28 protein-coding genes are annotated in these 22200 nt (G+C 59.6%); 2 read left to right on the forward strand and 26 right to left on the reverse strand.

Annotation, left to right across the window (positions count from 1 at the left end; all coding sequences use genetic code 11):
- Positions 1 to 30 precede the first annotated feature (30 nt).
- The 26 genes from J3P84_RS23600 to J3P84_RS23725 form a co-directional block, all read right to left on the reverse strand.
- Complete coding sequence (locus J3P84_RS23600) at positions 31 to 1023, reverse strand: hypothetical protein (protein WP_434626182.1); 993 nt, start codon at positions 1021 to 1023, stop codon at positions 31 to 33.
- 16 nt (positions 1024 to 1039) lie between these two features.
- Positions 1040 to 1456 (reverse strand): phage tail assembly chaperone, encoded by a 417-nt coding sequence (locus J3P84_RS23605; RefSeq protein ID WP_434626183.1) that lies wholly within the window; start codon positions 1454 to 1456, stop codon positions 1040 to 1042.
- A complete protein-coding gene (locus J3P84_RS23610; protein WP_434626185.1) occupies positions 1453 to 2955 on the reverse strand; it encodes a hypothetical protein in 1503 nt (500 codons plus the stop codon). The genes J3P84_RS23605 and J3P84_RS23610 overlap by 4 nt, the downstream gene beginning before the upstream one ends.
- A gap of 11 nt (positions 2956 to 2966) precedes the next feature.
- The gene (locus J3P84_RS23615) at positions 2967 to 3566 is read right to left on the reverse strand and encodes a YmfQ family protein (protein WP_434626186.1); all 600 of its coding nucleotides are present in this window, start codon (positions 3564 to 3566) and stop codon (positions 2967 to 2969) included.
- Complete coding sequence (locus J3P84_RS23620) at positions 3557 to 4594, reverse strand: baseplate J/gp47 family protein (RefSeq protein WP_434626187.1); 1038 nt, start codon at positions 4592 to 4594, stop codon at positions 3557 to 3559. The genes J3P84_RS23615 and J3P84_RS23620 overlap by 10 nt, the downstream gene beginning before the upstream one ends.
- Positions 4584 to 4982 carry a phage GP46 family protein gene (locus J3P84_RS23625; RefSeq protein WP_434631508.1) on the reverse strand — a complete coding sequence of 133 codons (399 nt, stop codon included), beginning with the start codon at positions 4980 to 4982 and terminating at the stop codon, positions 4584 to 4586. The genes J3P84_RS23620 and J3P84_RS23625 overlap by 11 nt, the downstream gene beginning before the upstream one ends.
- Positions 4982 to 5488 (reverse strand): phage baseplate assembly protein V, encoded by a 507-nt coding sequence (locus J3P84_RS23630; protein WP_434626188.1) that lies wholly within the window; start codon positions 5486 to 5488, stop codon positions 4982 to 4984. The genes J3P84_RS23625 and J3P84_RS23630 overlap by 1 nt, the downstream gene beginning before the upstream one ends.
- Positions 5485 to 6600 carry a phage baseplate assembly protein gene (locus J3P84_RS23635; protein ID WP_434626189.1) on the reverse strand — a complete coding sequence of 372 codons (1116 nt, stop codon included), beginning with the start codon at positions 6598 to 6600 and terminating at the stop codon, positions 5485 to 5487. Before J3P84_RS23635 ends, J3P84_RS23630 begins: the two co-directional genes overlap by 4 nt.
- Positions 6601 to 6603: 3 nt before the next feature.
- Positions 6604 to 7860, reverse strand: a complete 1257-nt coding sequence (locus J3P84_RS23640) for a DNA circularization protein (RefSeq protein ID WP_434626191.1) — start codon at positions 7858 to 7860, stop codon at positions 6604 to 6606.
- 3 nt (positions 7861 to 7863) lie between these two features.
- Complete coding sequence (locus J3P84_RS23645; protein WP_434626192.1) at positions 7864 to 9879, reverse strand: phage tail tape measure protein; 2016 nt, start codon at positions 9877 to 9879, stop codon at positions 7864 to 7866.
- Positions 9880 to 10009: 130 nt separating this feature from the next.
- A complete protein-coding gene (locus J3P84_RS23650; RefSeq protein WP_434626193.1) occupies positions 10010 to 10306 on the reverse strand; it encodes a phage tail assembly protein in 297 nt (98 codons plus the stop codon).
- The gene (locus J3P84_RS23655; protein ID WP_434626194.1) at positions 10303 to 10650 is read right to left on the reverse strand and encodes a phage tail tube protein; all 348 of its coding nucleotides are present in this window, start codon (positions 10648 to 10650) and stop codon (positions 10303 to 10305) included. The genes J3P84_RS23650 and J3P84_RS23655 overlap by 4 nt, the downstream gene beginning before the upstream one ends.
- Positions 10651 to 10710: 60 nt before the next feature.
- Positions 10711 to 12207 carry a phage tail sheath subtilisin-like domain-containing protein gene (locus J3P84_RS23660; RefSeq protein ID WP_434626195.1) on the reverse strand — a complete coding sequence of 499 codons (1497 nt, stop codon included), beginning with the start codon at positions 12205 to 12207 and terminating at the stop codon, positions 10711 to 10713.
- Positions 12207 to 12413, reverse strand: a complete 207-nt coding sequence (locus tag J3P84_RS23665) for a DUF2635 domain-containing protein (RefSeq protein WP_434626196.1) — start codon at positions 12411 to 12413, stop codon at positions 12207 to 12209. Before J3P84_RS23665 ends, J3P84_RS23660 begins: the two co-directional genes overlap by 1 nt.
- Complete coding sequence (locus J3P84_RS23670) at positions 12410 to 13000, reverse strand: phage tail terminator protein (protein ID WP_434626197.1); 591 nt, start codon at positions 12998 to 13000, stop codon at positions 12410 to 12412. The genes J3P84_RS23665 and J3P84_RS23670 overlap by 4 nt, the downstream gene beginning before the upstream one ends.
- A 23-nt stretch (positions 13001 to 13023) precedes the next feature.
- Positions 13024 to 13545 carry a hypothetical protein gene (locus tag J3P84_RS23675; protein ID WP_434626198.1) on the reverse strand — a complete coding sequence of 174 codons (522 nt, stop codon included), beginning with the start codon at positions 13543 to 13545 and terminating at the stop codon, positions 13024 to 13026.
- Positions 13538 to 13900: a phage head closure protein gene (locus J3P84_RS23680; protein WP_434626199.1), complete on the reverse strand. Its 363-nt coding sequence runs from the start codon at positions 13898 to 13900 to the stop codon at positions 13538 to 13540. Before J3P84_RS23680 ends, J3P84_RS23675 begins: the two co-directional genes overlap by 8 nt.
- Positions 13901 to 14386 carry a head-tail connector protein gene (locus J3P84_RS23685; RefSeq protein WP_434626200.1) on the reverse strand — a complete coding sequence of 162 codons (486 nt, stop codon included), beginning with the start codon at positions 14384 to 14386 and terminating at the stop codon, positions 13901 to 13903.
- Positions 14387 to 14388: 2 nt separating this feature from the next.
- Positions 14389 to 14616, reverse strand: a complete 228-nt coding sequence (locus J3P84_RS23690) for a hypothetical protein (RefSeq protein ID WP_434626201.1) — start codon at positions 14614 to 14616, stop codon at positions 14389 to 14391.
- Between the two features lie 60 nt (positions 14617 to 14676).
- Complete coding sequence (locus J3P84_RS23695) at positions 14677 to 15936, reverse strand: phage major capsid protein (protein WP_434626202.1); 1260 nt, start codon at positions 15934 to 15936, stop codon at positions 14677 to 14679.
- Between the two features lie 9 nt (positions 15937 to 15945).
- Positions 15946 to 16647 carry an HK97 family phage prohead protease gene (locus J3P84_RS23700; RefSeq protein ID WP_434626203.1) on the reverse strand — a complete coding sequence of 234 codons (702 nt, stop codon included), beginning with the start codon at positions 16645 to 16647 and terminating at the stop codon, positions 15946 to 15948.
- Positions 16644 to 17981, reverse strand: a complete 1338-nt coding sequence (locus J3P84_RS23705; RefSeq protein ID WP_223472882.1) for a phage portal protein — start codon at positions 17979 to 17981, stop codon at positions 16644 to 16646. Before J3P84_RS23705 ends, J3P84_RS23700 begins: the two co-directional genes overlap by 4 nt.
- On the reverse strand, positions 17974 to 18138 hold the full coding sequence (locus tag J3P84_RS23710) for a hypothetical protein (RefSeq protein ID WP_434626204.1): 165 nt from the start codon (positions 18136 to 18138) through the stop codon (positions 17974 to 17976). Before J3P84_RS23710 ends, J3P84_RS23705 begins: the two co-directional genes overlap by 8 nt.
- Positions 18139 to 18149: 11 nt before the next feature.
- Positions 18150 to 19877, reverse strand: a complete 1728-nt coding sequence (locus J3P84_RS23715; RefSeq protein WP_434626205.1) for a terminase large subunit — start codon at positions 19875 to 19877, stop codon at positions 18150 to 18152.
- Positions 19877 to 20362: a phage terminase small subunit P27 family gene (locus J3P84_RS23720; RefSeq protein ID WP_434626206.1), complete on the reverse strand. Its 486-nt coding sequence runs from the start codon at positions 20360 to 20362 to the stop codon at positions 19877 to 19879. The genes J3P84_RS23715 and J3P84_RS23720 overlap by 1 nt, the downstream gene beginning before the upstream one ends.
- Before the next feature lie 149 nt (positions 20363 to 20511).
- Positions 20512 to 20895, reverse strand: a complete 384-nt coding sequence (locus J3P84_RS23725; RefSeq protein WP_434626207.1) for an HNH endonuclease — start codon at positions 20893 to 20895, stop codon at positions 20512 to 20514.
- 539 nt (positions 20896 to 21434) lie between these two features.
- On the opposite strand from J3P84_RS23725, the gene J3P84_RS23730 reads away from it, so the two are divergent.
- Together J3P84_RS23730 and J3P84_RS23735 are read left to right on the forward strand one after the other, a co-directional pair.
- Complete coding sequence (locus tag J3P84_RS23730; RefSeq protein ID WP_434626208.1) at positions 21435 to 21635, forward strand: hypothetical protein; 201 nt, start codon at positions 21435 to 21437, stop codon at positions 21633 to 21635.
- On the forward strand, positions 21632 to 22186 hold the full coding sequence (locus J3P84_RS23735; protein ID WP_434626210.1) for a hypothetical protein: 555 nt from the start codon (positions 21632 to 21634) through the stop codon (positions 22184 to 22186). Before J3P84_RS23730 ends, J3P84_RS23735 begins: the two co-directional genes overlap by 4 nt.
- The last annotated feature ends 14 nt before the right edge of the window (positions 22187 to 22200 follow it).

Genomic DNA, 22200 nt, shown 5'->3' on the forward strand with positions numbered 1-22200 from the left:
CACTTGCGCAGAAGAGATCCAAGAAGTTTTTCAGAGTTCAGCGTCGAATATCACAACGGATTTGTCGGATCGTGCAGCCATTCTGCCGGCCCCGGCGGCCGCGATCTTCAGCAATGCCGAGGAATACCCCGGCGTCCAGGTTGGGGTACCCACGACATTTACTGTTGCAAAAGCCCCAGCCATTGAGATGGTGGGAAGCCTAGCCATACTGACCGGGTAAGGGATAGTAGAGTAAGCGGTCTCACCAGCCGCTCCTGCGTATCCTGTCACCCCTAGGGAATCGATACTGATCGGATGCCCTAGGATAAAGCAGTAGCGCTGGCAGCGTCGTAGCTCCGTCGTGATATCGACAGGCATGAAGGGCGTAGCATCGGAGCCAACCTCAAGCTTAAGCTGACTGATTCTTAAATAGTTGCCGACAGCACTAGCGAGATTCACGTTATTGTTGCTGGCTACATAATTCCCTACAACCCAGCTCCCTGGCGAAACTTTATAATTAGCGCCAGCGTAAAATGCAAATCTGATTTTTAGGCCGTACGTACCGGTTACGTAGCTCCAGCCGCCAACCACCGTGGACAAATCCACGGTGATAGTTTTTTTCTCCCAGGCCCCGCTCTGAAGAATTGTGTAATCCAAAGCAAGCGTCTGTTCGACGGTGCGGGAGGCCGACGGGTGCACCAGTGTTATGCTGTATATACCGGGGAGGTTGCTTTTAGCCCAAAAACTAAATGTCACCACCTTGCCAGCCACCGCCAACACTGCCTCTCTTCCCTCGATTGAATATCTTATGTGAGCTTCATCACCAGGCAAAGGTGAGTGTGACGCTATAACTGAAAACTCAATTGAACTTTGGCTTTGCAGGTTAGGGACATCGGCAGAGCGGGAAATCTTAAATTTTGCTGCTCCCGAACTCTGCCCAAATACGAAGCGATCAGCCGTTGGAGTAAAATGCGGAGGATCATTAAATTCAGTCCCTCGCTGCCACAAATCGAAATTGCCATTAAGCAAAACATTATTCGTCATGGAGCGCACCGTTAATTTACTTAGGGAGTTCCGGCCAAGTTATAGTTTTTGGAAAGCCTGACTGAGCCGAGACCTTTCCCAATTCCATTTTGTAAGCAGCGAAAGCTATAAACCGTTCCCTATCCTCTGCACTGAGCAAGTCCGCTATGTAGGCATCTGCCATGCCAAGCGTCTGTTCGTCCGCTTCTGCAATTCGGGCAACCGCTTCTGCCCTAACTGCAGCGGCTTGCTCTTCCTTTGAGACGCTTACGGACGGCTCGGCAAAAGTCCAAGTACCCGATGTATCGGTCGCTTCCCAGCCGGGGTATGGCCGAGGTGTGACGTCGGATATATCCACCCATAACATTGACGGATGAAACATTTCCTTTATATCCCCATCCGTCTCGGTGACCTCGAAAATCGTGCCGTTATTGATATAGGCATAGGTTTTCATGATGAATACTCCGTAATAATTACGACCCCCGGGCGACCCGGGAATCCTGCAATGGCAGCTTGGCTCGCGTTTCGACAGATCCCTCCCGCCCCGGAACCGTATCCAGTGGCGTCCGATCCTGAGAGCCCAGTGATACCGGAACCGAGACCGCCGCTACCGTATGGGGTCGATCCACCGTTACCGCCCACGTTTGCGGTAAAGCCCACGCTCCCCGGTTCGCCTGATGAATTAAAGATTGACCCACCGCCAGCTTGCGGTCCTGAAGGGGTCCCGGCCACCAAAAAGAACTGCGCCGAAATAGCCGCACCTGTAGCAGACCCCGGTCCACCTGGAGCACTAACCAATGCGCCAAAGCTGCTTGTGCCTCCTGATCCGCCAGGGCCACCGGCTGCACCCACCGTGCCAGCGCTTCCGACCGAAACCGCGACACCGGAGAAACCGCTAGTGATTCGGCCCTTCGCAAAGCTTCCCGACGCCGCTCCCGCGCTCGCTGCATATTGTGACGCTGATGTCGCTGCGCATCCGCCGCTACCACCGCCACCACCAACCACCTCCACAACTATCGAAGCGGTTCCAGGAGTAGGGATATAGGTGGAGCTCGAAGTGAATGTCCTTACGTTTAAAAGACGACCTGCCGGCTTAGTAGAAGAGGCCACATACCAGCCGATTCCATTACTGGCGACCGTAACTTGCTCGCCTTGAGCCAACTGCAGGGTATTGCTCGAATCACCGAAGGCGTCGGCGATCTGCTCTGATCCACTGCCTTTGATAGTGCAGGTTGCCCATGCAGCGAAAGCAATCGCTGTTCCTGGCGGCATGCCTGCCACTGGCGGCAATGTTTGGACCGTTCCAGCGGCGGTAACAACGATGATCTGACCGAAGTTGTTGAGGCCAAGGACGGTGCTTGTGCTGGTTCCCAACAAATTGCTGAAGCTACCAAGCTGGGAAAGATTTACGGCCTGGTTGGTTTTGAGGCCTTTCGGTATCTGAGTCGCGCCACCGGTGCTGGCGATTAAAACCCATGAACCAGAACCGATAGAAACGTTGTACTGCAGCCACACGTCGCCGCCAGCTACAATCTCACCGCCCTGCAACGCGATGTGCGCCCCACCGACGATAGCTTTCGCACCTAAGCCATTCGGATTGAAGGTCGCCGGACCGGTGTTGTTGCCGATCGCTTTGCATTTCAGAACCATGCCATCAGAGAGGGACGATACAGCAGGTGCGAAAGTTGCTGAGATCGCATTCGCTGTTCCTGCTGCGACCGCATATTGGGCCTGACTATGTCGGGCGAGCCTGCCAATGGCGAGTAAAAGCTGCCCGTTGTCGAACTCGTCTGGTGTCACTGCCGCAGCGGCCAACACGTTCAATATTTCCTCTGTAACTGCATTCCCCCATTGCGAGGGGATCAACGATCCAGGGGTTCCCGTGCCTGGGTTCTCATCGACAAACTTTCCGCCCACCAGTCCAACACTGGGTACGCTAATCGGATAATCCACGTTCCTACCTCTCAGTCATAATTGATGTGCACAACGGTGTGTGCCGGAGCCGGGCGCCGGATGGTGCATTCGAGCGGGTTGCCCGGGTTCGCACCGAAGCGCTCCCCCCAGTAGCTAACGCCAAAGCGCCGACCCTGGCGCTGCCGGCCGCCCGTATTGAGCGTCCACATGAACTGGGCGTTCCACGTGCCAAAGTGCGCCGAGCCAAAGCGCGCACGACCGAAGCGCGGCGCTCGATGCTCGGTAATCGTGGCGTTCGGGTAGCCCTGGCTTACGGCGATCTCGATGAAATACGCCCGGCTCTGCCCGCCCACCTCGACCAACCGACGACGTACCGCGAGCCGACGATCTTCAAAAGCGGGATTGGGACCCAAGCACGGGTCAGGCAGCCCCATGATTGCCTCCCAGTCCGGAACCAGTTCGCTGACGCCCGCCGGGTCAATCTCGTTGAGAAGGTCAACAGCCCGGGCATCGAGGCGCGAGAACTCGACGGATACCCCCGTCAACACCAGGTCGATTTCCGGCACCAGCTCGGGATCCCAGGCAGGGCCAGAAGGCAGTAGGCCGCGCAGCTGGCGGCGGTACTGCTCTGCGGTTCGCGCTACAGCCATGTGATGCCCCCAAAGGTCAATAACTGATTGGCCGCGGCGGGGACATTGGCCGCCGGCACCGTCAGGGTTTGATCCGTTTCCCCTGCCGCGCCGCTGATCGCTTCGCGGATGTGGCTGATTAACAGAGTGCTTCCCAAGCCAGCCTCGCGGTCATGCAGGTCGATCAGGTTAGCGGTGATCGCGGCACGCACTGCTGTGGTGTCCGGTACCGGGTGGATGCTGTAGGCGACCGGCACCCGTACCGGCGCCAACACGTATAGCTCCGCTGTCACCGGCCGCAGAGGCTCGATGTAGGCCTTCACTTCGGCCAATTGCGCTGGGGTGGGCACCGGGTCAAGGTCTTCGTCACGCATGATGAACAGGCCAACGGTGCCGGGGCCCAGATAATTGCCCCGGCACCAGGCCCGGGTCACCCCTGGCACCTCAAGCGCCCAGGTCTCATAGTCGTCCGCCGAGCCGCCATGCGGAATGATGCGGTAGGACCTGACCACCCGCGCGCGTAGCGCCTCGACGCTTTCCTCGGCGATGCCGCCAAGCAGGCCTGGCGACAGCACGGTGAAGGCGTTGGTAACCCCTGACACAGGCTGCACCAGGGTCAGCGACAACCCAGCGTCGGCGTTGCCCAGCGTGCCAGCGTCCACCGCTTCGACGGGGGCGGTGTTTAGTCCGGCTACGGTGGTCACGCTGGCAGCCACGCGGTAACTCCGGCCATCACCGGCCTGGAGCACTACGTCAGCGTCGAGCACGGCGCCAGCCGCCGCCTGGAAACTGACCGCCCCTTCGGCGGGCTGGGCGGGTTTGCGGGGCTGTCCCAAACGAAGCTGTGCGATGCGCTCCAACGTGTCTTCATCGGCACGGTCGGGCAGGATCTGTTCGACAATCCAGTCAAGATAGCCGTACAGGCCGTAGGCAGTGCCCGCTAAGGTACGGGCCAACACCTGCGCGTCGGATCGGCGCAGGGCGTCACTGGTCAGATCGCTTTGGGTGCGATCCACCAACACCGGCAACGATGGCGTTTCAAACGGCATAGATCACCTGCCAGGAAGGGGTGGGTTGGATTTCAAGCTTGGCGCCGGTGGTCAGCGTGAGCACCACGCCAAGGTTTAACCGATCGATGCCGGCCCGGGCGCTGCTAATCGCGACGTCCAAGACCTGGCCGTCATCGATCAGCCAGCGCAAAGCCTCTGCGGCGTAGTACTCAGCGTCTCGCTGGGTGGCGTCCGTGAGTTTCACTCGGCGCAGCAACCACAGCCTCGAACCGATACGGTCATCAGCAAACACGGGGTAACTGTCCCCCCACCAGCCGTACAGTTCGTCATCGTCTACCGGGTCATCAACTTCAGCCCGGCGCCAGGTGTACAGGCTGATCACCACCGCACGAATCAGCGCGGCTTCGACAGTGCTCGGAATAATCATCATGCCCCCGGCGCGGGTGCACCGCTCTGCCCGCTACCCGGCTGGGTGCTGGTGTGGACGTGGCCGATTTGGCTGACCCCACCGGCCACCTGGTCGCCCTGCGACACGATCTGGCCCGTCTGGGTGATGGTCGGGGTGTCGAAGTTCACCGAACCGCTGGCCTTGATGTTCAGCGTTTCAGTTTCGATATCGATGATCCGGCCACGCTTGAGGTGGATCTTGTCGCCCTCGTCGGTGTAAATCGCCACTTCGCCGGACTCCAGTTCCTGGATGCGGTACCGGCGATCGGCAGCAACAAGCACGACCGCGTGGGAGCGATCACCAGCGATGAACGCCGTGAGTACTTCAGCGCCAGCCAGCGGATTGCTGGTGAAGCCATAGGGTTCGAAGTGCTCGACGTTGTCCTTGAGTTCGCCAGCGGTGAGCCGCAGTTGAAGGGATTGCATTTTCTTCAGGGCGTCGACGAGCACCACGGTGCCGCGGGCCAGCATGTTTTTCACGGTCATTGTTTTGGCTCGTAGTCCGCGGGGATCAGGTATTCGAAGTTGTCGGCCTTGCCGCCCTTCTTCAATTTGCGGTTCTTGTGCGGGTCATGCGGTTCCGGCTCGAAGCTGTCCGGCGGACCGACCTCCATCTTCGTGATCATGCCGGCCTCGGTGAGCGTGTAGGTCACCCGGGCGATCAGCATCCACCGGTCAAAGCCGATGATGGGATCGATCACGCGAACCAGCGTGTTGTGCTTCCAGAGCGCCCCGTTGGTTTGCCGCCAGCCTTGTACGGTGTAGGTGGTGGCCAGCGCCTTGCCCATGCGCGTGCCGCGCTCCCAGTTAGCCCGTGCCTGGGCAAGCTCGTTGGTCATCTGGCCCGACTCCTGGATGATCAGCACGCGCTTGCGGGTGGTCCGGTCATCCGTCAGGACCGCCGACACTTCGGCAGCCGCCTCGCCAAATTCATCGTCTGTACCTGAGCGCTGGCCGAGCACCTGGTATTCGGAAAACACACCGGAGAAGTCCAGCGGCGCGCCGCCGGTGAGAATGTTCTTGCCGACCTCCAGATGATCGAAGGCCCGCCCCTCGCTGCCAGGCCTGGCCAGCACCGCCACCCCCCGCGCGTCATCGGTGGAGAACACCCGGAACAGCGTCAGCAAGCGGTCAATGGATTCGAAGGCGGTCTCGCCCGGCTCGATGGTGTGGTCGGAAAGCTTCGCCCCCTCGGGGATCTCGCTGCGCACGGATATGCCATAAGGCGCCGCGAGCGCCTTGACGATGGTCAGCACACTTTGGTTGGTCCACTGCCCTGGCTTGTTCACCGCGGCGCAGTCAACCAGATCCGCCGTCAGCGAGCGGCCGCTGATCGTGGTCGTGATCTTCTGATGGTCGTAGTCAATCGGTGTGGAAAACACCCAGCCGGTCAACACCAGGTCATCGCCGATACGCACCTGGCATTTCGCGCCCTGCCGGATCGGCACCGCGACATCCTGCCCAGGCCACTTCCAGGTGATGCTCAGGGAGAAAGACCGGGCCTGGTCTTCCAGGCCGGCGGTGATCTCCACCGATTTCCAGCCGGAATAATCCAGACCGTCAACCGTAAGGCTGACAGTGTTTTGATCTTCGGCCATGGGTTACCTCTGGGCGAGTTTGATCGGCGCCGCCGGAATGAAACCCGGGTGCCGGATTCGGTTGCGCTGCACTACCTCACTGGCCCGGGTCGCATCGCCGAAACGGCGGTACGCGAGCACCAGAGCGGAGGCGGTTTCAGGCGGAGTTATATCCACCAGGCGAACGCCGGATTCAGCGACGGCGGTCAGGTGCTTGACCAGGGCCTGGCGCAACGTGTTCAACACCACGTAATGCGCCGAGTCGGCCTTGAGCGAAGCTTCGTAAATCGCCTCGTTGAGCCCATCGCGCAACTCGATCACATCATCAGCCACTGGCACTTCGGGGCGAACCAGCGGGAGAACCGCTTGCTGTTCGACCGAAGGCGTCGAGACGGTTGCCACCGGCTGCGATGCGATCGGCATCTCGCTCACGATGAGCGCGATCTGAACCAGCAGCGCGTCCTGCACCAGGTTGGCAGTGGCCTGGGACGCAGCCACCGCGTCCACGCCGCCAACTTGGCTCACGGTATTGATGCTGGCCACCGCCTCGGCCTGTTGGGTGGTGGTGGCCACCGCGGCGCGATAGCTCGAACTGGTGTCTGAGAAGGCACTGTCCTGGATCGAAAAGTCTTTGAAGTAGCTGGAGAACAGCGACGACAGCGAGTCCGGCGCGTTCATCAACGACTGCACGAACCCCGACAGATTGGTAAACACCCCAACGAATGGGGCGAACTGCTGCTGAATGATCGTGTAGACGTTCGACAGGCTGTTGCGCAACCTGATGAAGCCAAGGCGCGCCTGGTCGACTTTTGACATGGCTGCCTTGTAGCGAGCCAGGGATGAATCCAAAAGGCTGTCAGAGGCTTTAACCACCTGCTGCTGACTGTTGACCTTGGCAGTAGGAAAAGTCAGCGGCTTATCTGGGTAGAAAGTCAGATCAAAGCTGACCATACCGCCGGCGGTCAGCTGGTGAGACAGGTTGCAATCGCCGACCTTCACCTGCATGCGGCCCAGCCAGGGATGAACCAGTTCGCCCGGGCCTGGCGTTTGCAAAGCCTCCAGCAACTTGTCGCGCCGCTCGAAACAATCATCACCAATCACCCACGCCGTCATGGTGTGGACCTGGGCCTGCTTGCCGAGCTGTTCGAAGAATGGCTCGTCCCGCTGTGGGTATTCGTGAAGCTGTCCCTTCTGGCCGACCGGGACCGACGCCTGTGGGATCAAGAAACTGATCCCGCGGAACGACGCTGGCAACAGTTGCTTGCGCCAATCACTTGCCATGCTCTACCCCTTCATGACGCCAACGGTACGGGTACCGACGTTGGGCTTGATGTTCAGCCCTGGCTGGTTGGTTTTCGGCTGCTCGATCGTTGTGCCCGGCGGTGCGCCGTTCAGGTTGATGTTGAGTTCGCCGTTGAGCTTTTGGCCGTTGGTGGCAGCGGTCTGCTGTAAAAGCTGGTTGTTGCTGATGCCAAACGCCTGGTTGTTCATCGCCTGGCGTGCTGCAGCGGACTGCGTAGCATCTGCCAGCAACAGCTCCCCCGTACCGCCACCGGCACCCGCGTTGCGTTTCTGCTGGGCTTCGGTGAACGCGTTCACTTTGTCGGTGGCGTTCTGGATGATCCCTTCGCCGCCATCCCCGCCACCGAACCACTTCATGATCGGTTCGATGATGGGCCGCAGCTTTTCCCACAACTGCTGGAACCAGGCCGTGATCGGCCCCCAGTTATTGATGATCATCCCCAGTGGCGACCAGTCGAACATGGTCTTGAGGTGCTCCATCACCGGGGTCGAAAGCGCCATCACTAGATTCCAGGTGGCTGCGAAAAGCTCGGTTAGCGGTTCCCAGTTTTTCCTGATCAGGGCAATGGGTCCCCAATTGGCGAAGGCCTTGAAGAAATCCCAAACGGCAAGTACTGGGCCCTGAATCAGCTGCCATACACGCTCGAAGTACGGCGCCACGATGGACCAGTTGGCAATGAGAACCCCGGCTGCTAGCGCGATGCCCATGACGGCGAGGCCCACGACGGACCTTTTCATAGTCCCGTCCAGCAGCTTCATAGCAAAGATTGCCGCCGTAACCGCAACGCGCAACACGCCATAGGCCACCGCCGCGCCAAGCACCCCCTTGATCAAGCCAGGGTGCTGTGAAGCCAGTGAGGCGAGACTGGAAACCAGCGGCCCCACCAGTGTCATGAAATCGTTGAACGGCGGCAGCAAAGCGCTGCCCACCTCTACACCAAGCCGATTGACCTTGTTAGTCAGAAGTTGCATGGCGTTGGCAGTGGTCTTGGACCGTGCGGCGAATTCCGCCTCCATGGATCCGGCGAACTTTCCACCGGCGCCGACCGCGGCGAAGCTTTTCTTCAGCAGATCCAAGTTGGTCAGCAACGGAGCGATAGCAGACACCGACTCAGTGCCGAACAACTCAGTCAACAGGCCTGCCTGCTTGGCGGGGTCCACCTTGGCGATGCGCTCAAGCACATTCTCAATCGTGCCTTGCGCATCCTTCTGCATGCTCTGGGCGACTTTCTTCACATCCAGGCGCAGCGACTTGAAGGCCTGGGCCTGTTGTTTCGTGGCCGCCCCACCCTTCGTCAGCGCCAGCATAAAGTTCTTCATGCCGGTAGCCGCGACTTCGCTGGGCACGCCCACGCCCGCCAGGGTTGCGCCCATCGCTGCGATCTGGCCGGAGGCCAGGCCCGCAATAGCACCGAGCGGCCCAATGCGGGTCACGATGTCGGAGATCTGCGCGGCCGACGATGGCCCCACGTTGCTCAAGTAGTTGATCTGGTCAGCCAGCTTTACCACTTCTGGCTGCGTCAGTTTGAAGGACGTCCGCCACTTCGCCATCATGTCGCCGGACTGTTCAGCGGTCTGGTCGAAAGCGATACCCATCTTCACGGCGTCTTCGGCGAATTGCTTCAGCTCCCCCGCGGCGAAGCCGGCCTGCCCCCCGGCGGCGACGATAGCCGCAATCCCGGTCGCCGCCATCGGCAGCCGCTCAGACATGTCCAGGACATCCTGGCCCATCTGTTCGAACTGCTTGGGCGTTTCGAAGGTGACGACTTTTCGAACATCGGCCATGGCCGTTTCGAATTCCATCGCGGCTCTCGCGCCGGCGATGAACGGAGCGGCAAACGCCCCGCCCTGGACAAGATCCTTGAACCCGATATTACCCAGGCCCGAGCTATTCATCTGTTTGCGGAAACCCGCAACGTTTTTGCGAATGCCCGCCAGCGTCGGCGACAGCTTGTCGACGCCGGTGATCAACGCCTTGAGCTGGAACTTGTCCGCCATCACTGCACCTGCTGGGCTGCGTTAATTCGTTGGGCGTGCTCCAGGGATTCGCGGAGCACATCCAGTGGCCTGGCCATCATCTGTTCGGGGTCAACCTTCCAGAACCAGGCCAGGTCATAGGCGGCTGCAATCAGGTCGCCGATGGCTGCGACGCCGCACTCATGAAAAAACTGGCGACCATCCAGCTCAAGGCGTTCAAGTCGACCAGGTCCAGCTGGTTCACGGAGGACGGTGGGATGCCGGCGCAGACCGCGATGTATTTCGCGGCGATGTCCATGTCCAGGCTGACTTCCTCGTTCTTGTCGATCTTGTACGGCAGCGCCTTGATTGCCCGCACTTCCTGCACAGTGGGCCGGCGCAGAGTGAGCTCGCTCAGCGGCTCGCCGTGAGCATCGATCGCGACCTGGAGTTTTTGAACTTGACTCATTGCCAGCTCCCTTTGATGCCGTCGAATTGCAGTTCAATGGTGCCGTCGTCCCCTTTCGAGGTGGGCTCGTCCACGAGATAGGCGCCGGCCAAGACGTAGACCGTGCCGTTGCTGAACTCGCAGGTGATGGTCATGTCGCGACCGGTTGTGAGGGCCTTGATCGGAAAGTTCGGCGTGTGGATCGCCGTCATCTTCAGGTACGCCGCCAGCTCTTCCTCCTTGAAAAAGCCTGGGTAGATTGTTTCGCGCTTCTTATCCATCAGCGGCGCTTCCGCGCCACCGGTGATAGTCAGCTGTTCGCCGTCCACCTTTACGTAAACGGTGCCCGCTACTTTTTGACCCATGGTCTGTGTCTCCAGAATGAAAAAGCCCGCGCTGGGCGGGCTGGGTGTCGTGGGTCGGGGTTACGCCGCTTCGTCGTATTGCAGGCGGAACTGGTTGAGCAGCGCGAAGACGCGCAGGCCGTTGATGTAGTCGGGCGGGAACAGCACGTTGATCCGGCTCGGGTCCTGGGTGTCGCGCTCCACTACCAGGTGTTGCGCGAACAACTCGGCATTTTCCACATGCCCTTCCAGCTCGAGCTTGGCGTACTGCGCGATCAGCTCGCCACGGATCACCGCCGGTGTGACAATCGGCTGGCCGGCGCCGAACGCGGTACCGTCGCTCGCCAGCTTGTGGCGGCCGTACTTGCTGGTGATCACGCTGCGCATCCGCCGGATGATGAACGCCGACTGGTGCATGGTCTCGCTGTCCAGGTAGGAGTTGTCCGCCTGGCCGTAGGGGTTCTTCTGGTAGGTGGTGATCGAGCGCTGAATGCGCACGTACCCGCCCTCGTAGTATGCCGTCGCGATGCCGTAGGTCAGCAGGGACTGACGCTCGGTCAGCGTGAAGCGCTCGCTCGCCGGCGCCGGGTCCAGGCCCGGCAGGCTGCCGCTTTGAGTGGGCCGACTGGCATCCGCCGAGATAAACACCGCTGTGCGCGCCGCCAGGGCCGCCGCCTGCACCCAAACCGGTTGCGGCACGCCAGGCTCGACGGCCTGGAGGGTGACGTGCTGATCGTTGCGCGCCTGGCCGGCCGCCACCAGCGTGCCGATGGTGCCGCGCTTGGCGCTGTAGACATGGCCGAACAACTGCTTGGCCCAGGACCAACGGCCAGTGTTGTCGTCCATCGTGTCCTTCCAGACGTTCAAGCTGGTCGTGTCCGACCACGGCATGCAGATAAATTCGAACGGCTCATCACCCAGCGCCGCCGCAGCGTCCACTTGGTCTGGCACACCGACGCCGCCAGCCATGGCCGTGGTTACCACAGTCAGGCCCGCCGGGGTCGTCTCGCCGTTGGACTTGCCCAGGCGGTTCATGGCCACGGAAATGTCGTTGCCGCTTTCCCCGGTCCACTTGCTGGTCAGGGTCACCACGCCAGCTACCGCAGCCGCGGTCACCGGCAAGTCCGGTGTGGCATTGATCTTCACCGCCAGGGCCGCAGCCGCCACGGTCGGAGTAGCCGCCGAGGGCACGACGGACTGAACGCGGGTACCGCCGACATACAGGTTCAGCAGGCCGGCCTCGGTCGCGGCGCCCGTGATGGTGACGGTAGCCGTCGCCAGGGCGCCGGTTTCGTTCTGCAATGGCAGGCACCAGATTTCCCCGATGGGATCAGCCTTGCGCCAGGTCTCATACATCGCGGCGAGCATCGAGCCCTGGCCGCCGATTTCCTTTGCCAGTGCCACGCTCGATACCAGAACCAGTTGGCCGATGCTTTCGCTGGTCGCGTTGTCGTTGACCTGGGCGACGATCAACCGGCGCATGGCCGACGACGCGCTGTTGGCCGCCGAGTTATCCATCTCCGCGTAGAACAGCGGCACACGGATGTCGGCAGGGATGTTGCTGAATCCGATAGCCATTATTGCGCTTCCTCAGATTTCGCCAGCGTGCCGGCTTTTGTGGATGGGGCCTTTTCGGCTTTGAGCGTCACGTCGCCATCGGCCTGACGGCGGCGCCACCACGCGTTATCGGGAACCTCGCGACCTTCCTTCGGCAAGAGGTCGCCGGCCTCCGGGTCGGGCACAGAACGGCCAGAGGCCGGCACCACAGTGATGCGATTGGTCATGGTGTTACGTCTCCAGTGAATTGCGCTTCGATGCGCCCGTCCGGGCCGGGTCGTTTCAGGTTCGGGTCTGCGGGGTCGATGCAGTCCATATTGATGTTTGCGCCGGTGAAGCCTGGCAGGCCGTCGAGCTGATATTCCTGCCAGGTCTCGGCTGGGTCGCTCGGGCGGTTTCGGCCGAGCTGGAATTCCGAGAAGAAGGTGAACTGATAAACGACCCGGGCGCGGCTGATGTGCAGCAATGCGCCCTTGCCGTATTCGATGCGGGTGTAGTCCGGCCCAGGCTCCCAGCCAACCAGCGACCGCCAGAGCTCGGCGCGAATGTCGTGCAGTTGGTCGTTATCTTCCTGCCCTCGCTCGTCGGATGTAGCGAGGACTATCACCACGTTGAACTGGTCGGTTATGTCCTGGATGACCATGTTCTGCGCCTTGCTTGGCTTCGCCGCATCCGCTGTGGCGATTACGTAGGCAGCCGGCAAAGCAAGCTGCGCGCTATCCACGACGGCATCCCAGTCGATGCCGCCTGCGACACGTTCGGCAAAGGTCGGGCACGTCTCCCGGATATGGGCAACGATGGGGTTCAGTTTCATGCTTGGGTCCGTTGGGGCAGTTATCAGCCCAGGGCGGCGGCGAAAGCTGCCGAGAGAATCGATTGAACTTGCGAGGCAGAGTCCTGCAGGGCGTCGGCCATGTAGTTGTCGCGGGGTTTGATGCGCCATTCGCCTGATGCTCGTTCGGCAAGCGCCGCGGCCCGGGCTCCCTTGGCTCGGCGATTCGATTTGCCTTTACCTTGGCCAGGCGCAAGCTTCCCGAGCTTTCGGCCTTTCTTCACGCCGTAGTGCAGATATGCCGGGTAGAACTCTTCCATGGCCGACGTTTTCGTCGGGGAGATCCGCACCAGGAAGCCGGAGCGGGAAACCTTGAAGGAAACCGATTCGACCGTCGCACCGGTCCGGTTGACCGGGTAGCCGTCCTGGCCTTTGCCCAGCACCAGGTTCATCTGGGCGCGCTGGGTGATCAGGAGGCCGACCTTGCGCATGCCCGCCCGGATCTTTCGCTTATCGAAGGCGTCGCGCTCGAAGTTGTCGAAGCCCTCGACGTGGAGGTAACCGTCGATTGAGGCGGAGTTAGACATAGATGCCCCCTCCAGGCTTAAGCAGACCGAGCTCTTCGACTTCAAGCACAACAAATCTGCCTCGCCCGTTCATATCGAAGCCACGTTTCACTCGGTACAGTGTCCCTTGATGCACCACCTCATAGGCGGTCGTGATACCAGTTCGATAGCGCAGAAACACACGGTGCGTAATTTTGTTTTCGGTTTGCGCGCTGTCGGTATAGACAGCAGATCCAACCGGTTCAATCTTCGCCCAGCGTGGGTTTAGCTCTGAAAACAGAGAATCCAGACCCATGTCAGGTGCTGGCACATCGGCGCGACGGCGAAGCGTTACGTGCTTGTTGAGCTCGCCAGCTCCGGGCTCTCGGTAAGCCATTCAAACCCCCATCGAAACTCTATCGGGCTGCAATAATGAGCGCGAGCCATGGGGAAGCTCCGTGACAGAAGAGGTATTGATTCCTGTCACAGCGTCCTCCCGGTTCGCCCAGAGGTGGCCGAGGGTGAGCAGGCAGGCCGCGACGATGGATTTGTTTATGACCATCCCGCGGGCCACAGCGGTGCAATCTCGCAATGCCTCGGAAAACACGAACTGTGCATCAGTAAGAGCTGCGCAGCGGTCATCCCAGTTTTCTACCGTTTCCGCTGCCGTGACAGCCAAGTCGTATGCCGTGCGAGCAGCGAGACGCGCGGCCGGAACTTCGGCGATGGCCTCGGACAATGCAGCAGCGTCTGCATAGAACCGGCGCTGCAAGAACTTCTGGGCGGCGCTTTCAGCACTATCAAGCTTCGACTGAACGTCTTCGACATCCTCGGATTCCGCCCGAAGGTGCTTCATTGCTAGATCGATGCTGATCACGCTCATGATTACTCGGCCTTCTTCTTGGTGCCTGGTTTGGGCGCCGATTTGTTATCAGGGTCCGGCGATTTTTTGTTTTCAACCTCTTCGGCCTGTTTCACGTCGTAATCCTCGACGAGGCCGAGACGGTGCAACTCAGCCGCCCGAAACTCATCAGCAGTGATTTCAGATCCTCGCTTGGCATATACATGGCCATTGAGGAAGCCCTTTTTGGTTGTCAGTTGAATCTCTGGCATGGCAAATCGCGCCCAGTCGCCCGGGCGCGCTCCTGATCAGTGAGAGGAAAACAGTCGCGATTACGGCGTCGGATCTTCGAACTCGCCGTGTACGAAGGACTCAGGACGGTAAACCGCCAGCGCCAGACGTTCCTCGGCACGGATGGTGACCATGTTGGTGCGGAAGTTGTCGCCATCTTCGGTCGAGACCTCAACAGCGGCATCTTCACGGTCGAACACCTGGGCCGCGATGTTCATCGCGCCTACCAGGAACTCGCCTTCAGGGACGGCGTTGCTGTCCACCACCGGCAGCTTCCACAGCCGCTGAACGCCGCCTTCTTGAACATTGACCCAGATGTAGGAGCCGGTGCTGTCCTTGGTCAGCTCGATATCGGCCCAGTCCACCGGGTTCAAGGCGATTGCCGAGGCGCGGTATTCGGCGACGCGCACCTGCAGGATGGCTCGGCGCAGGGTGTCGATCTTGGTGTCGCCAGCTTTGCGCAAGGCTTCGTTGAATGCTGTGGCTTGCGGGATCAGGCCCAGCAAGTTTTGGCCGGTGCCGTCGCCCGCGAGGATCTGTTCCTCTTCCTTGTACTTCAGGCCGTAGATCGCGCGGCCGTTGATGTAGCTTTGCAGAAGCGGGATGTCCGACAGCACCTGCTTCGAAGCCCGGAACCAGTGAGCGATGGTTTTAACGGTGGTGGTCACCAGACCGAACGACAGGTCGGATTGAGCCTTGAGAGCACCCTCGCCCGCCTGGGGAGCAGCCATGTTCTGGAAGCCGGTTTCCTGCACGAACTCGATGGCGTTCGAGGAGGTGCGACCAGGCATGATCAGGTCACGGATAGTGAACTGACGTTCCGGGTCGGTAATGATCCCCGGCACCCGGGTCGGCTGAATGCCCACGCCTACACCGCCGGTACCCGAGGTGCTGCTGGTGATGTTGGTGACCGCTTTCAGACGCAGACGGGCCCGGCCGTGATCTTCTTTGACCAGGTTCTGGAAGCTGTCGGACTCGGCGAGCTGCTCACCGAAAGACTTCTGATCGCTCGGATCATTCGCGGAGAAGCGGCGCGCCATCTTCTGCTCGATCTCGCTCAAACGATCTTGCAGGCCCAGGCCATCCTTCACCAAACCATCCAGGACAGTTTTGGTGTCAGCGAGAATGGTGCCGTGTTCTTTGATTTCTTGACTTGCCTTTTCGGCGAAGGCCTTGATTTCCTTGTCCCGCTGATCGAGCAGATCATTGACTGCTTTCAGCTGAATCTGATCGCCAGCGTGTTCCTTACGCTGCATTTGACGATGCTCGGCGCGAGCGTCGTTGCTCATGACGTTATGCATGGTGAATCCTCAAAAAGAAGGGAGAACCAGCGCCGGGCGCGATTTAAGCGCCTCGACGATTTCGATGGCTGCCAGGTCGCCCTCGGACTCGCTCCGGAGCAGGTGCTGCAGTCCGCGATTGGCAATCACCGCAGACTGAGTTTTCGAGAAGCCTGCCTCGCGCAGGAGCAGCTCAAATTCGGGCATCGAAGGGAGGCCGCCGTGGGCCAGCTTCGATTTGATAGTGTCAGTGCGTGCCTCGTCGTTCGCCGGCACGGTCACAATCGAAATTTCCACCAAGTCGAGCTTGGTCAACGTGCGAACCCGCGTCTTCTCGTCGAACTTGGAATCGCGCACGTAGTACCCGATCGACAAGCCAGTGATAGAACGCGACTGCATCCCACGAAAAGCGATGCGGGCATAGGGTGCGTCCGCCAGCCATAGATCGCCGGAACCGAACAGGCCGCGTTCATCCTCTTTCAGGCTTTCGATATCCCAACTGCCGATCGGCTCGCCAGTGCGGTGCTGCCACAACACCGGGAACGTCCGGCTTTTGACCTTGGCGTCAGCGATGGACTCGAGGAAAGCCCCTGGCGCCACCACCTCGTTGTAGCTGTCGACCACACCGAACACGGATCCATAGCCAGAAAAAAGGCCGTCATCGCTGACAGCCTTTACGTCGTAGTCAAATGAGCGGTACTTAACCGCCAGGGACTGGTCCTTATGTCTCATTCCTGGTTCCCCTTGGGTTTGTCGTTGAGCCAGTCCAAGAGCGCCGAGCGCGCTTGCTGCGCATCGCCCGAGCCTTCGCCAAGCTTGTCGATTGGCAACATATTGGATTGCACTGTTAGCTGGTCGGCGTTGCCACCCTTTGGCGCTAGGTTCTCCTTGATCCTGCATTCGTCGCGGGTGTAGATGCCGTTTTGCGTCATGGAGCTATAGAAGGCAGCCCGAGCTGCACTGTCGGCCCGTAACAAGCCTTCAGGGTTGAACTTGGCGTAGAAGCGGCGGCGTTCATCCGGACGAAGCAGGCGCCGGTTGATGCTCTGCTCGATGCGCTTCATCCATGGCAACAGGGTGAAGCTCAGGAAGCCGATCATCTGCTGCTCCATGCCGGTTCCCCAGCTGGTGCTGTTCTGAGTGTGGCCAACCATCCAGGGTGGAACGCGGAACCAGCGGCAGATCTCCTCAACGTTGAAGGCCCGTGTCTGAAGCATCTGGGCGTCTTCAGGTGTCATCGACACCTGCTGGTACTTCATGCCCGCTTCCAACACCATGGTTTTGCCGGTGTTGACGGCGCCAGCGAATTTGGCGGCCATGTCTTCGCGAATGTCTTCTCGCTGGGCCTTGTTCAGGATCTGATCCGTGGAAAGCACACCGCCGAGTTTCATGCCATTGGCGAACATCTTGCTCGCCGATTCATCAGCCGCCATCGCTGCGCCGAACACATTGCGCCCCATGGCTAGAGGGCTCAGGCCGCAAAGTGGATCGGTGCCGAAACCGCGGGTGTGCATCATCTGTTCGTCCAGCAGCGTGTGCGGCTTGCCTTCGCTGTCCGTAAAGCGGTATTCAATCGCCCCGCTACTGGTACGCCTCGGCGGCGACACCGATTGCGGCAGCAAGAACTCCAACGAAGAAAGTTCACGCCCCACCAGGTGGGGTTCATTGAAGCTGTTGCCGCTCAACAATAGGCTGGCCACAACGCATTCCCAGAACTCCACCGGCGTTTGGTCAGCGTTCGGCTGGATACTGATTACACGATGAACTGGGTGCGATGAGGCTACGGTTGGCACACCGTTCTTATCTTCATAGAGCGCAATCGGCAGCGTCGCTAAGGTTTCAGCAATGAGCCGAACACAGGCCCACACCGTGGACAGCTGCAACGCGGTTTGCTGGCTGACCGTTTTGCCAGATGCGGAGTCCGTCCCGTAGAAACCGTTCCAGAAAGCAGCGTCGCCCAGGCCGATTCGCCGCCCCACCCAGCCTGCAAGCGATGACTTCACGATTCCAGGCTCTGCCGATTTAAACAGCGCCTGTCGAAGCACGGACTTCAGGGGTTTATTCACTGGTCAGCCCCTTTCGAATAAAGCCGGCGGCGAGCAGTAATGCCACGCCGCCGGCAATCAGGGACCACCCCAGACCGGCCAGAACGAAGACTCCGCCAACCATCAAGCAGAACCCGGCCACGGCCGCCAGCAGAAATATGAGGAGGCCTGTATTCATGGTGATTCCTGTTATCCAACGATAATTGGGCTTGAGAAAAAGTCGCTGATGTTGCCTTCGTTGTTACCGGACAAAATGAGCACCCTGCCGATCGCCATGATCAACGCCACGGCACCGTCAATTTTGTTGTCATCGCCCTGTTTTATCGGCCTGACCACGTCGTCGTTGCCCGGCAGGAACTTGCCGATCACGTTGGCGATACACCAGGTCATGATCGGATTCCCGTCGTGGTGGAACCGGCCGGCGGTAATCGCCGCTTCCAGCTCCTTCATCGGGTCGCTCATGTTGGTGTAGTTCTGGGTGATGGTGACGGGGTTGAGCCCTTCGTCATCAAGGTCATGCGAAAGCCCGGTTGCCCCGTGGGGGTCGATTGGGCATTCCCGGACAGGCGCCAGATGATTCGCCTCTTTGGCCTCGGCAAGAATTTCGCGGTAGTCCACCTCGGCGCCGTCGGTTGTGAGCAGGTGCCCAGTATTGATCCAGGCTTGGAACCGCTCAGCCATACGCCTATTGTCGGTGTCGTTGGCTGTATCCTCGGGGACCCAGAACTTCGGGGCGATCGAGTAGTAATGCGTCTTGCCGTCGATGACGCGCCAGAACAGGCGAGCCATTGAGTTCATATCAAGCTTGCGCGCCAGGTCGAAACCCAGGATGCATTCCTGCCCTTCGAACATCTCCAGAGTCAGCGTCTTGTCTTCGCAGGACCGCCAGGTTTCGACGTTGAAGAATCCCGCTTTTGCACTCACCCACAGGTTGAGGTGTTTGGTCTTGAACGTGTTAGTGAATCTGGCCGAGCGGATTGCGCGGGCGAGCTGGCTTTCCAAGTACTCCTGGAACACCGAGACGCCCATGCATGGGTTGGCCTTGGCAAGGTTCTTCGGGTCGGTCCAATCGTCGTCTTCATCCAGGGTCCAGATGTAGCCAAACAACTCAGGGTCCGGCACCGTGCCGTTGAGCATTTCCAGGACTTGGCGGCGCTTGTCGTAGCATGGGCCTTCGATGTTCGCGCCGGCGGTGGTGATGATGAACATCAGCGGCTGCCGACGGGACCCCATGCCGGTCAGCATCGTGTCGTATTGGGCGGCGCTGTCGTGTTCGTGAAACTCGTCGATGATCGCGCAGGATGGCGACGCACCGTCGCCCGGGTTGCCAATCAACGGCTCGAAGCGACTGCAATCCGAAGGTATGTTCATGTTCGAGGCGTTCACCTCGATACCGGCCGCCTCGATCAACATCGGCGAGCGCATGACCATCAAGCGCGCTGGGCGGAAAACCTCCCAGGCTTGTTTCTCGGTGGTCGCACCGGAATAGACTTCGGCGCCGAACTCGTTGTCGGCCACGAACATGCCGATGCCCACGCCGGCGGCGATGACACTCTTTCCGTTCTTCCTAGGGACTTCCCAATAACTTTCCCGGAACCGGCGATAGCCACCCTTCTTCTTTACCCACCCGAACGTGCACGCCAGGCCGAACAACTGCCACGGTTCAAGGGTGATGAGCTGCCTTTTAAACGCCCATTCGCCTTTGGTGTGCGGCAAAAGCTGCATCAGCTTTAGCTTTTTCTCGGCTTTCTTGGGGTCGAACTTGTACGGAAACGACTTGAGCCGGCTCGCGGCAACGTCGTCGAAGTGCCTCTGAATCGATTGGTGGATGTACCGGCAGGCCGGAAACTTGCCTTTCAAAACGGTTCTTGCCCAAGCCATCGCCTTGTCGACGTTGGGGTGGGCAGTTTTGGCCATCAGCTACTCAATAGTTTGGCGAACTCATTGGTGGATCGTTGCTTGTTCCCACCGATTATTCGGGTGCGGCTGGAGGGGTCGAGGCCAAGTAACGACCCAAACGTCACAAGCTGGCGCATCGATTCGTTCGCCGCAGTGAGCGCCGGATTTTTCATGGGGCTGCCCTGGGATGACTCGACAACAATCCCAAACTGCTGGACAGCCTCTTCAGCCATTCGCCACTTGTCGTACGCAGTACAGAACGCTTCGACGTTATGCAAATCGGTGAGCGCGACGACGTGTTCACGGAGCAATTCAGGTATCAGCATCCGCCACATCGTGGCCGCCCGATCACTCAGCCAGTCCGGCGGGTCGATGTTCGTGACTGTGGAAAACTGCGGCTCATCCGTGTTCAGCGCACGCTTGCCAGGATTTCCGGCGAGTGCTTTTTTGGCCGTTGGCTTGGGTTTGCGACCACGGCCGGCGACCGTGGCGGTGCCCCCCATCGCGCAACTCCTGATTTTTTAATTTCGCGGTCGTGAAAGAAAGGCTGGGCGGACGGTCTAGAAGGCGAAAGCCCTCGACTTTTGCCCCTCCCCCTCCCCATGGATGGGAATCCGTCTCATTTGAGCCCTTTTTCGGGCATTCCCCACGGTCAGCGCCTCGGGTTGCCCCATCCGCCGTCTTCACGGGCCGTCTTGCGGCTGTGGCAGCTATGGCACAGCGACTGCCAGTTGTTCCGGTTCCAGAAGATCGTCGCGTCACCCTTGTGGGGCACAATGTGGTCAACCTCAGTGGCAGCGACAACCTCGCCTTGGCGCTCATGCTCGGCACACAGTGGGTAGCGAGTGAGGAAGCCCTTGCTCGCCTTCTGCCACTTGTATGTGTAGAGGCGCTGGGTGCTGCTCTCACGCTTCCTGGCAGCCTGGCGCTCTGCCTGCGCCGTGCCTAAGCCGACGTGCTCATCGCAATACCTGGGGTTGCGTGTGAGCGCACGACACCCTAACGCCGCGCACGGTTTTTGCGGCCTTGGGGGCATCGAGCATTTCCTATTTTAGGTTGGTCATAGAATCCACCGCAGGCCGTTACCACGCTCCTGCCATCTTGGCGCCCACCGCTACCCCAATGATGAAGACCAGCACCACCAGCATCGAACCAATGCTTAGGATGACCGGTGCAGGCAGCGGGGTGCGCATGGGCGGTGGTGCTGGCGGTGCGGGCTTGGTGATAACGCAGCGAGCGCAATTGCCGCAGGCAGTGCCGAGACGCCAATCACCTTTGCAGACTGGGTTGCTGTAACCGAGGCCCATGGTCAGGGCTCCAAGGAAAGCTTGATCGAGGCGAGTATCACACCAAGCGCAGCCAACTGTTAGGACTTGGCCAGCTCAAACACTAGAGCTTCAACAAGGGGGACTTCTGCCTGCTCATCGGCAGGCATGAGCACTCACCATACCTTTGATTTGGTAGTACTCGCCGCTGACTATGCTCATTGAATTTTGATGCCTCGCTTGGCCAGGACTTGAAATAGTGGCTTGTTGCCGGTATTGATGTGGATCCAATCCAATGAAGGTGACAACCATGGAAAATCTTCGCGAAAGCATCAAAGTTGCTGGAGATGTCGACTACTCAAATGAAGTGCGCAGAACCGCAGCTGTGTCCGCCGCACTGACCGTGATCGCCTACAAAGCTTCCGGCGCAGACTCCACCAACCTCAGCGTCGAAATGACACGCCTCTCTACATACGCCGACCAAATCCAGGAAGCCCTGAGAGTGAAGTGATCACCCGTGCCGCACTCACCCTGCGGCACGCCCGTTCGATGCAGAACAAGCACCGCAGGTTCTCGATAGCAAAACCTACTCAGTTAAGGATGATTAGTTTGACCAACACCGCAAATCCAGCAGCACCAACACCAGTTAGCTCAAGCACCCCCTGGCTAACAACCGCGATAGCATTTGGAACGTTTATGGTAGGTGTCGGCACCACCCTGGTGGTGGGCGGCATGAATTTCGGACAGCAGAAGAACGCCTTAGAAAACCAGACGGTTCGAAATCAGGAATTACAAAAGCAGAACAATGAGCTTGGCGACTTGCTTGAAAAATGGAGGGAAGCAGTGGCACAACGAGACTCGCTTCTATCCTCGACCCAGGCAAAGCTGGCTGCCATGCAAAATGACCAGTGCGAAGCTATACGGAGTGAGATAGAAGGCTTGGAAAGCAGCCTCACCTGGGCTGACAACAGCCATATGTCCGAAGTGAGGCGTTCAGAAATCAATAAGTTGATAACGCAGCACCAGCAGTCGTTGCAGAGTTGCTTCGCCGCCCGGCGCTAGCCTTGCCACACGTC

It is taken from the genome of Pseudomonas sp. Z1-29 (assembly GCF_051131995.1).
Lineage (GTDB): Bacteria > Pseudomonadota > Gammaproteobacteria > Pseudomonadales > Pseudomonadaceae > Aquipseudomonas.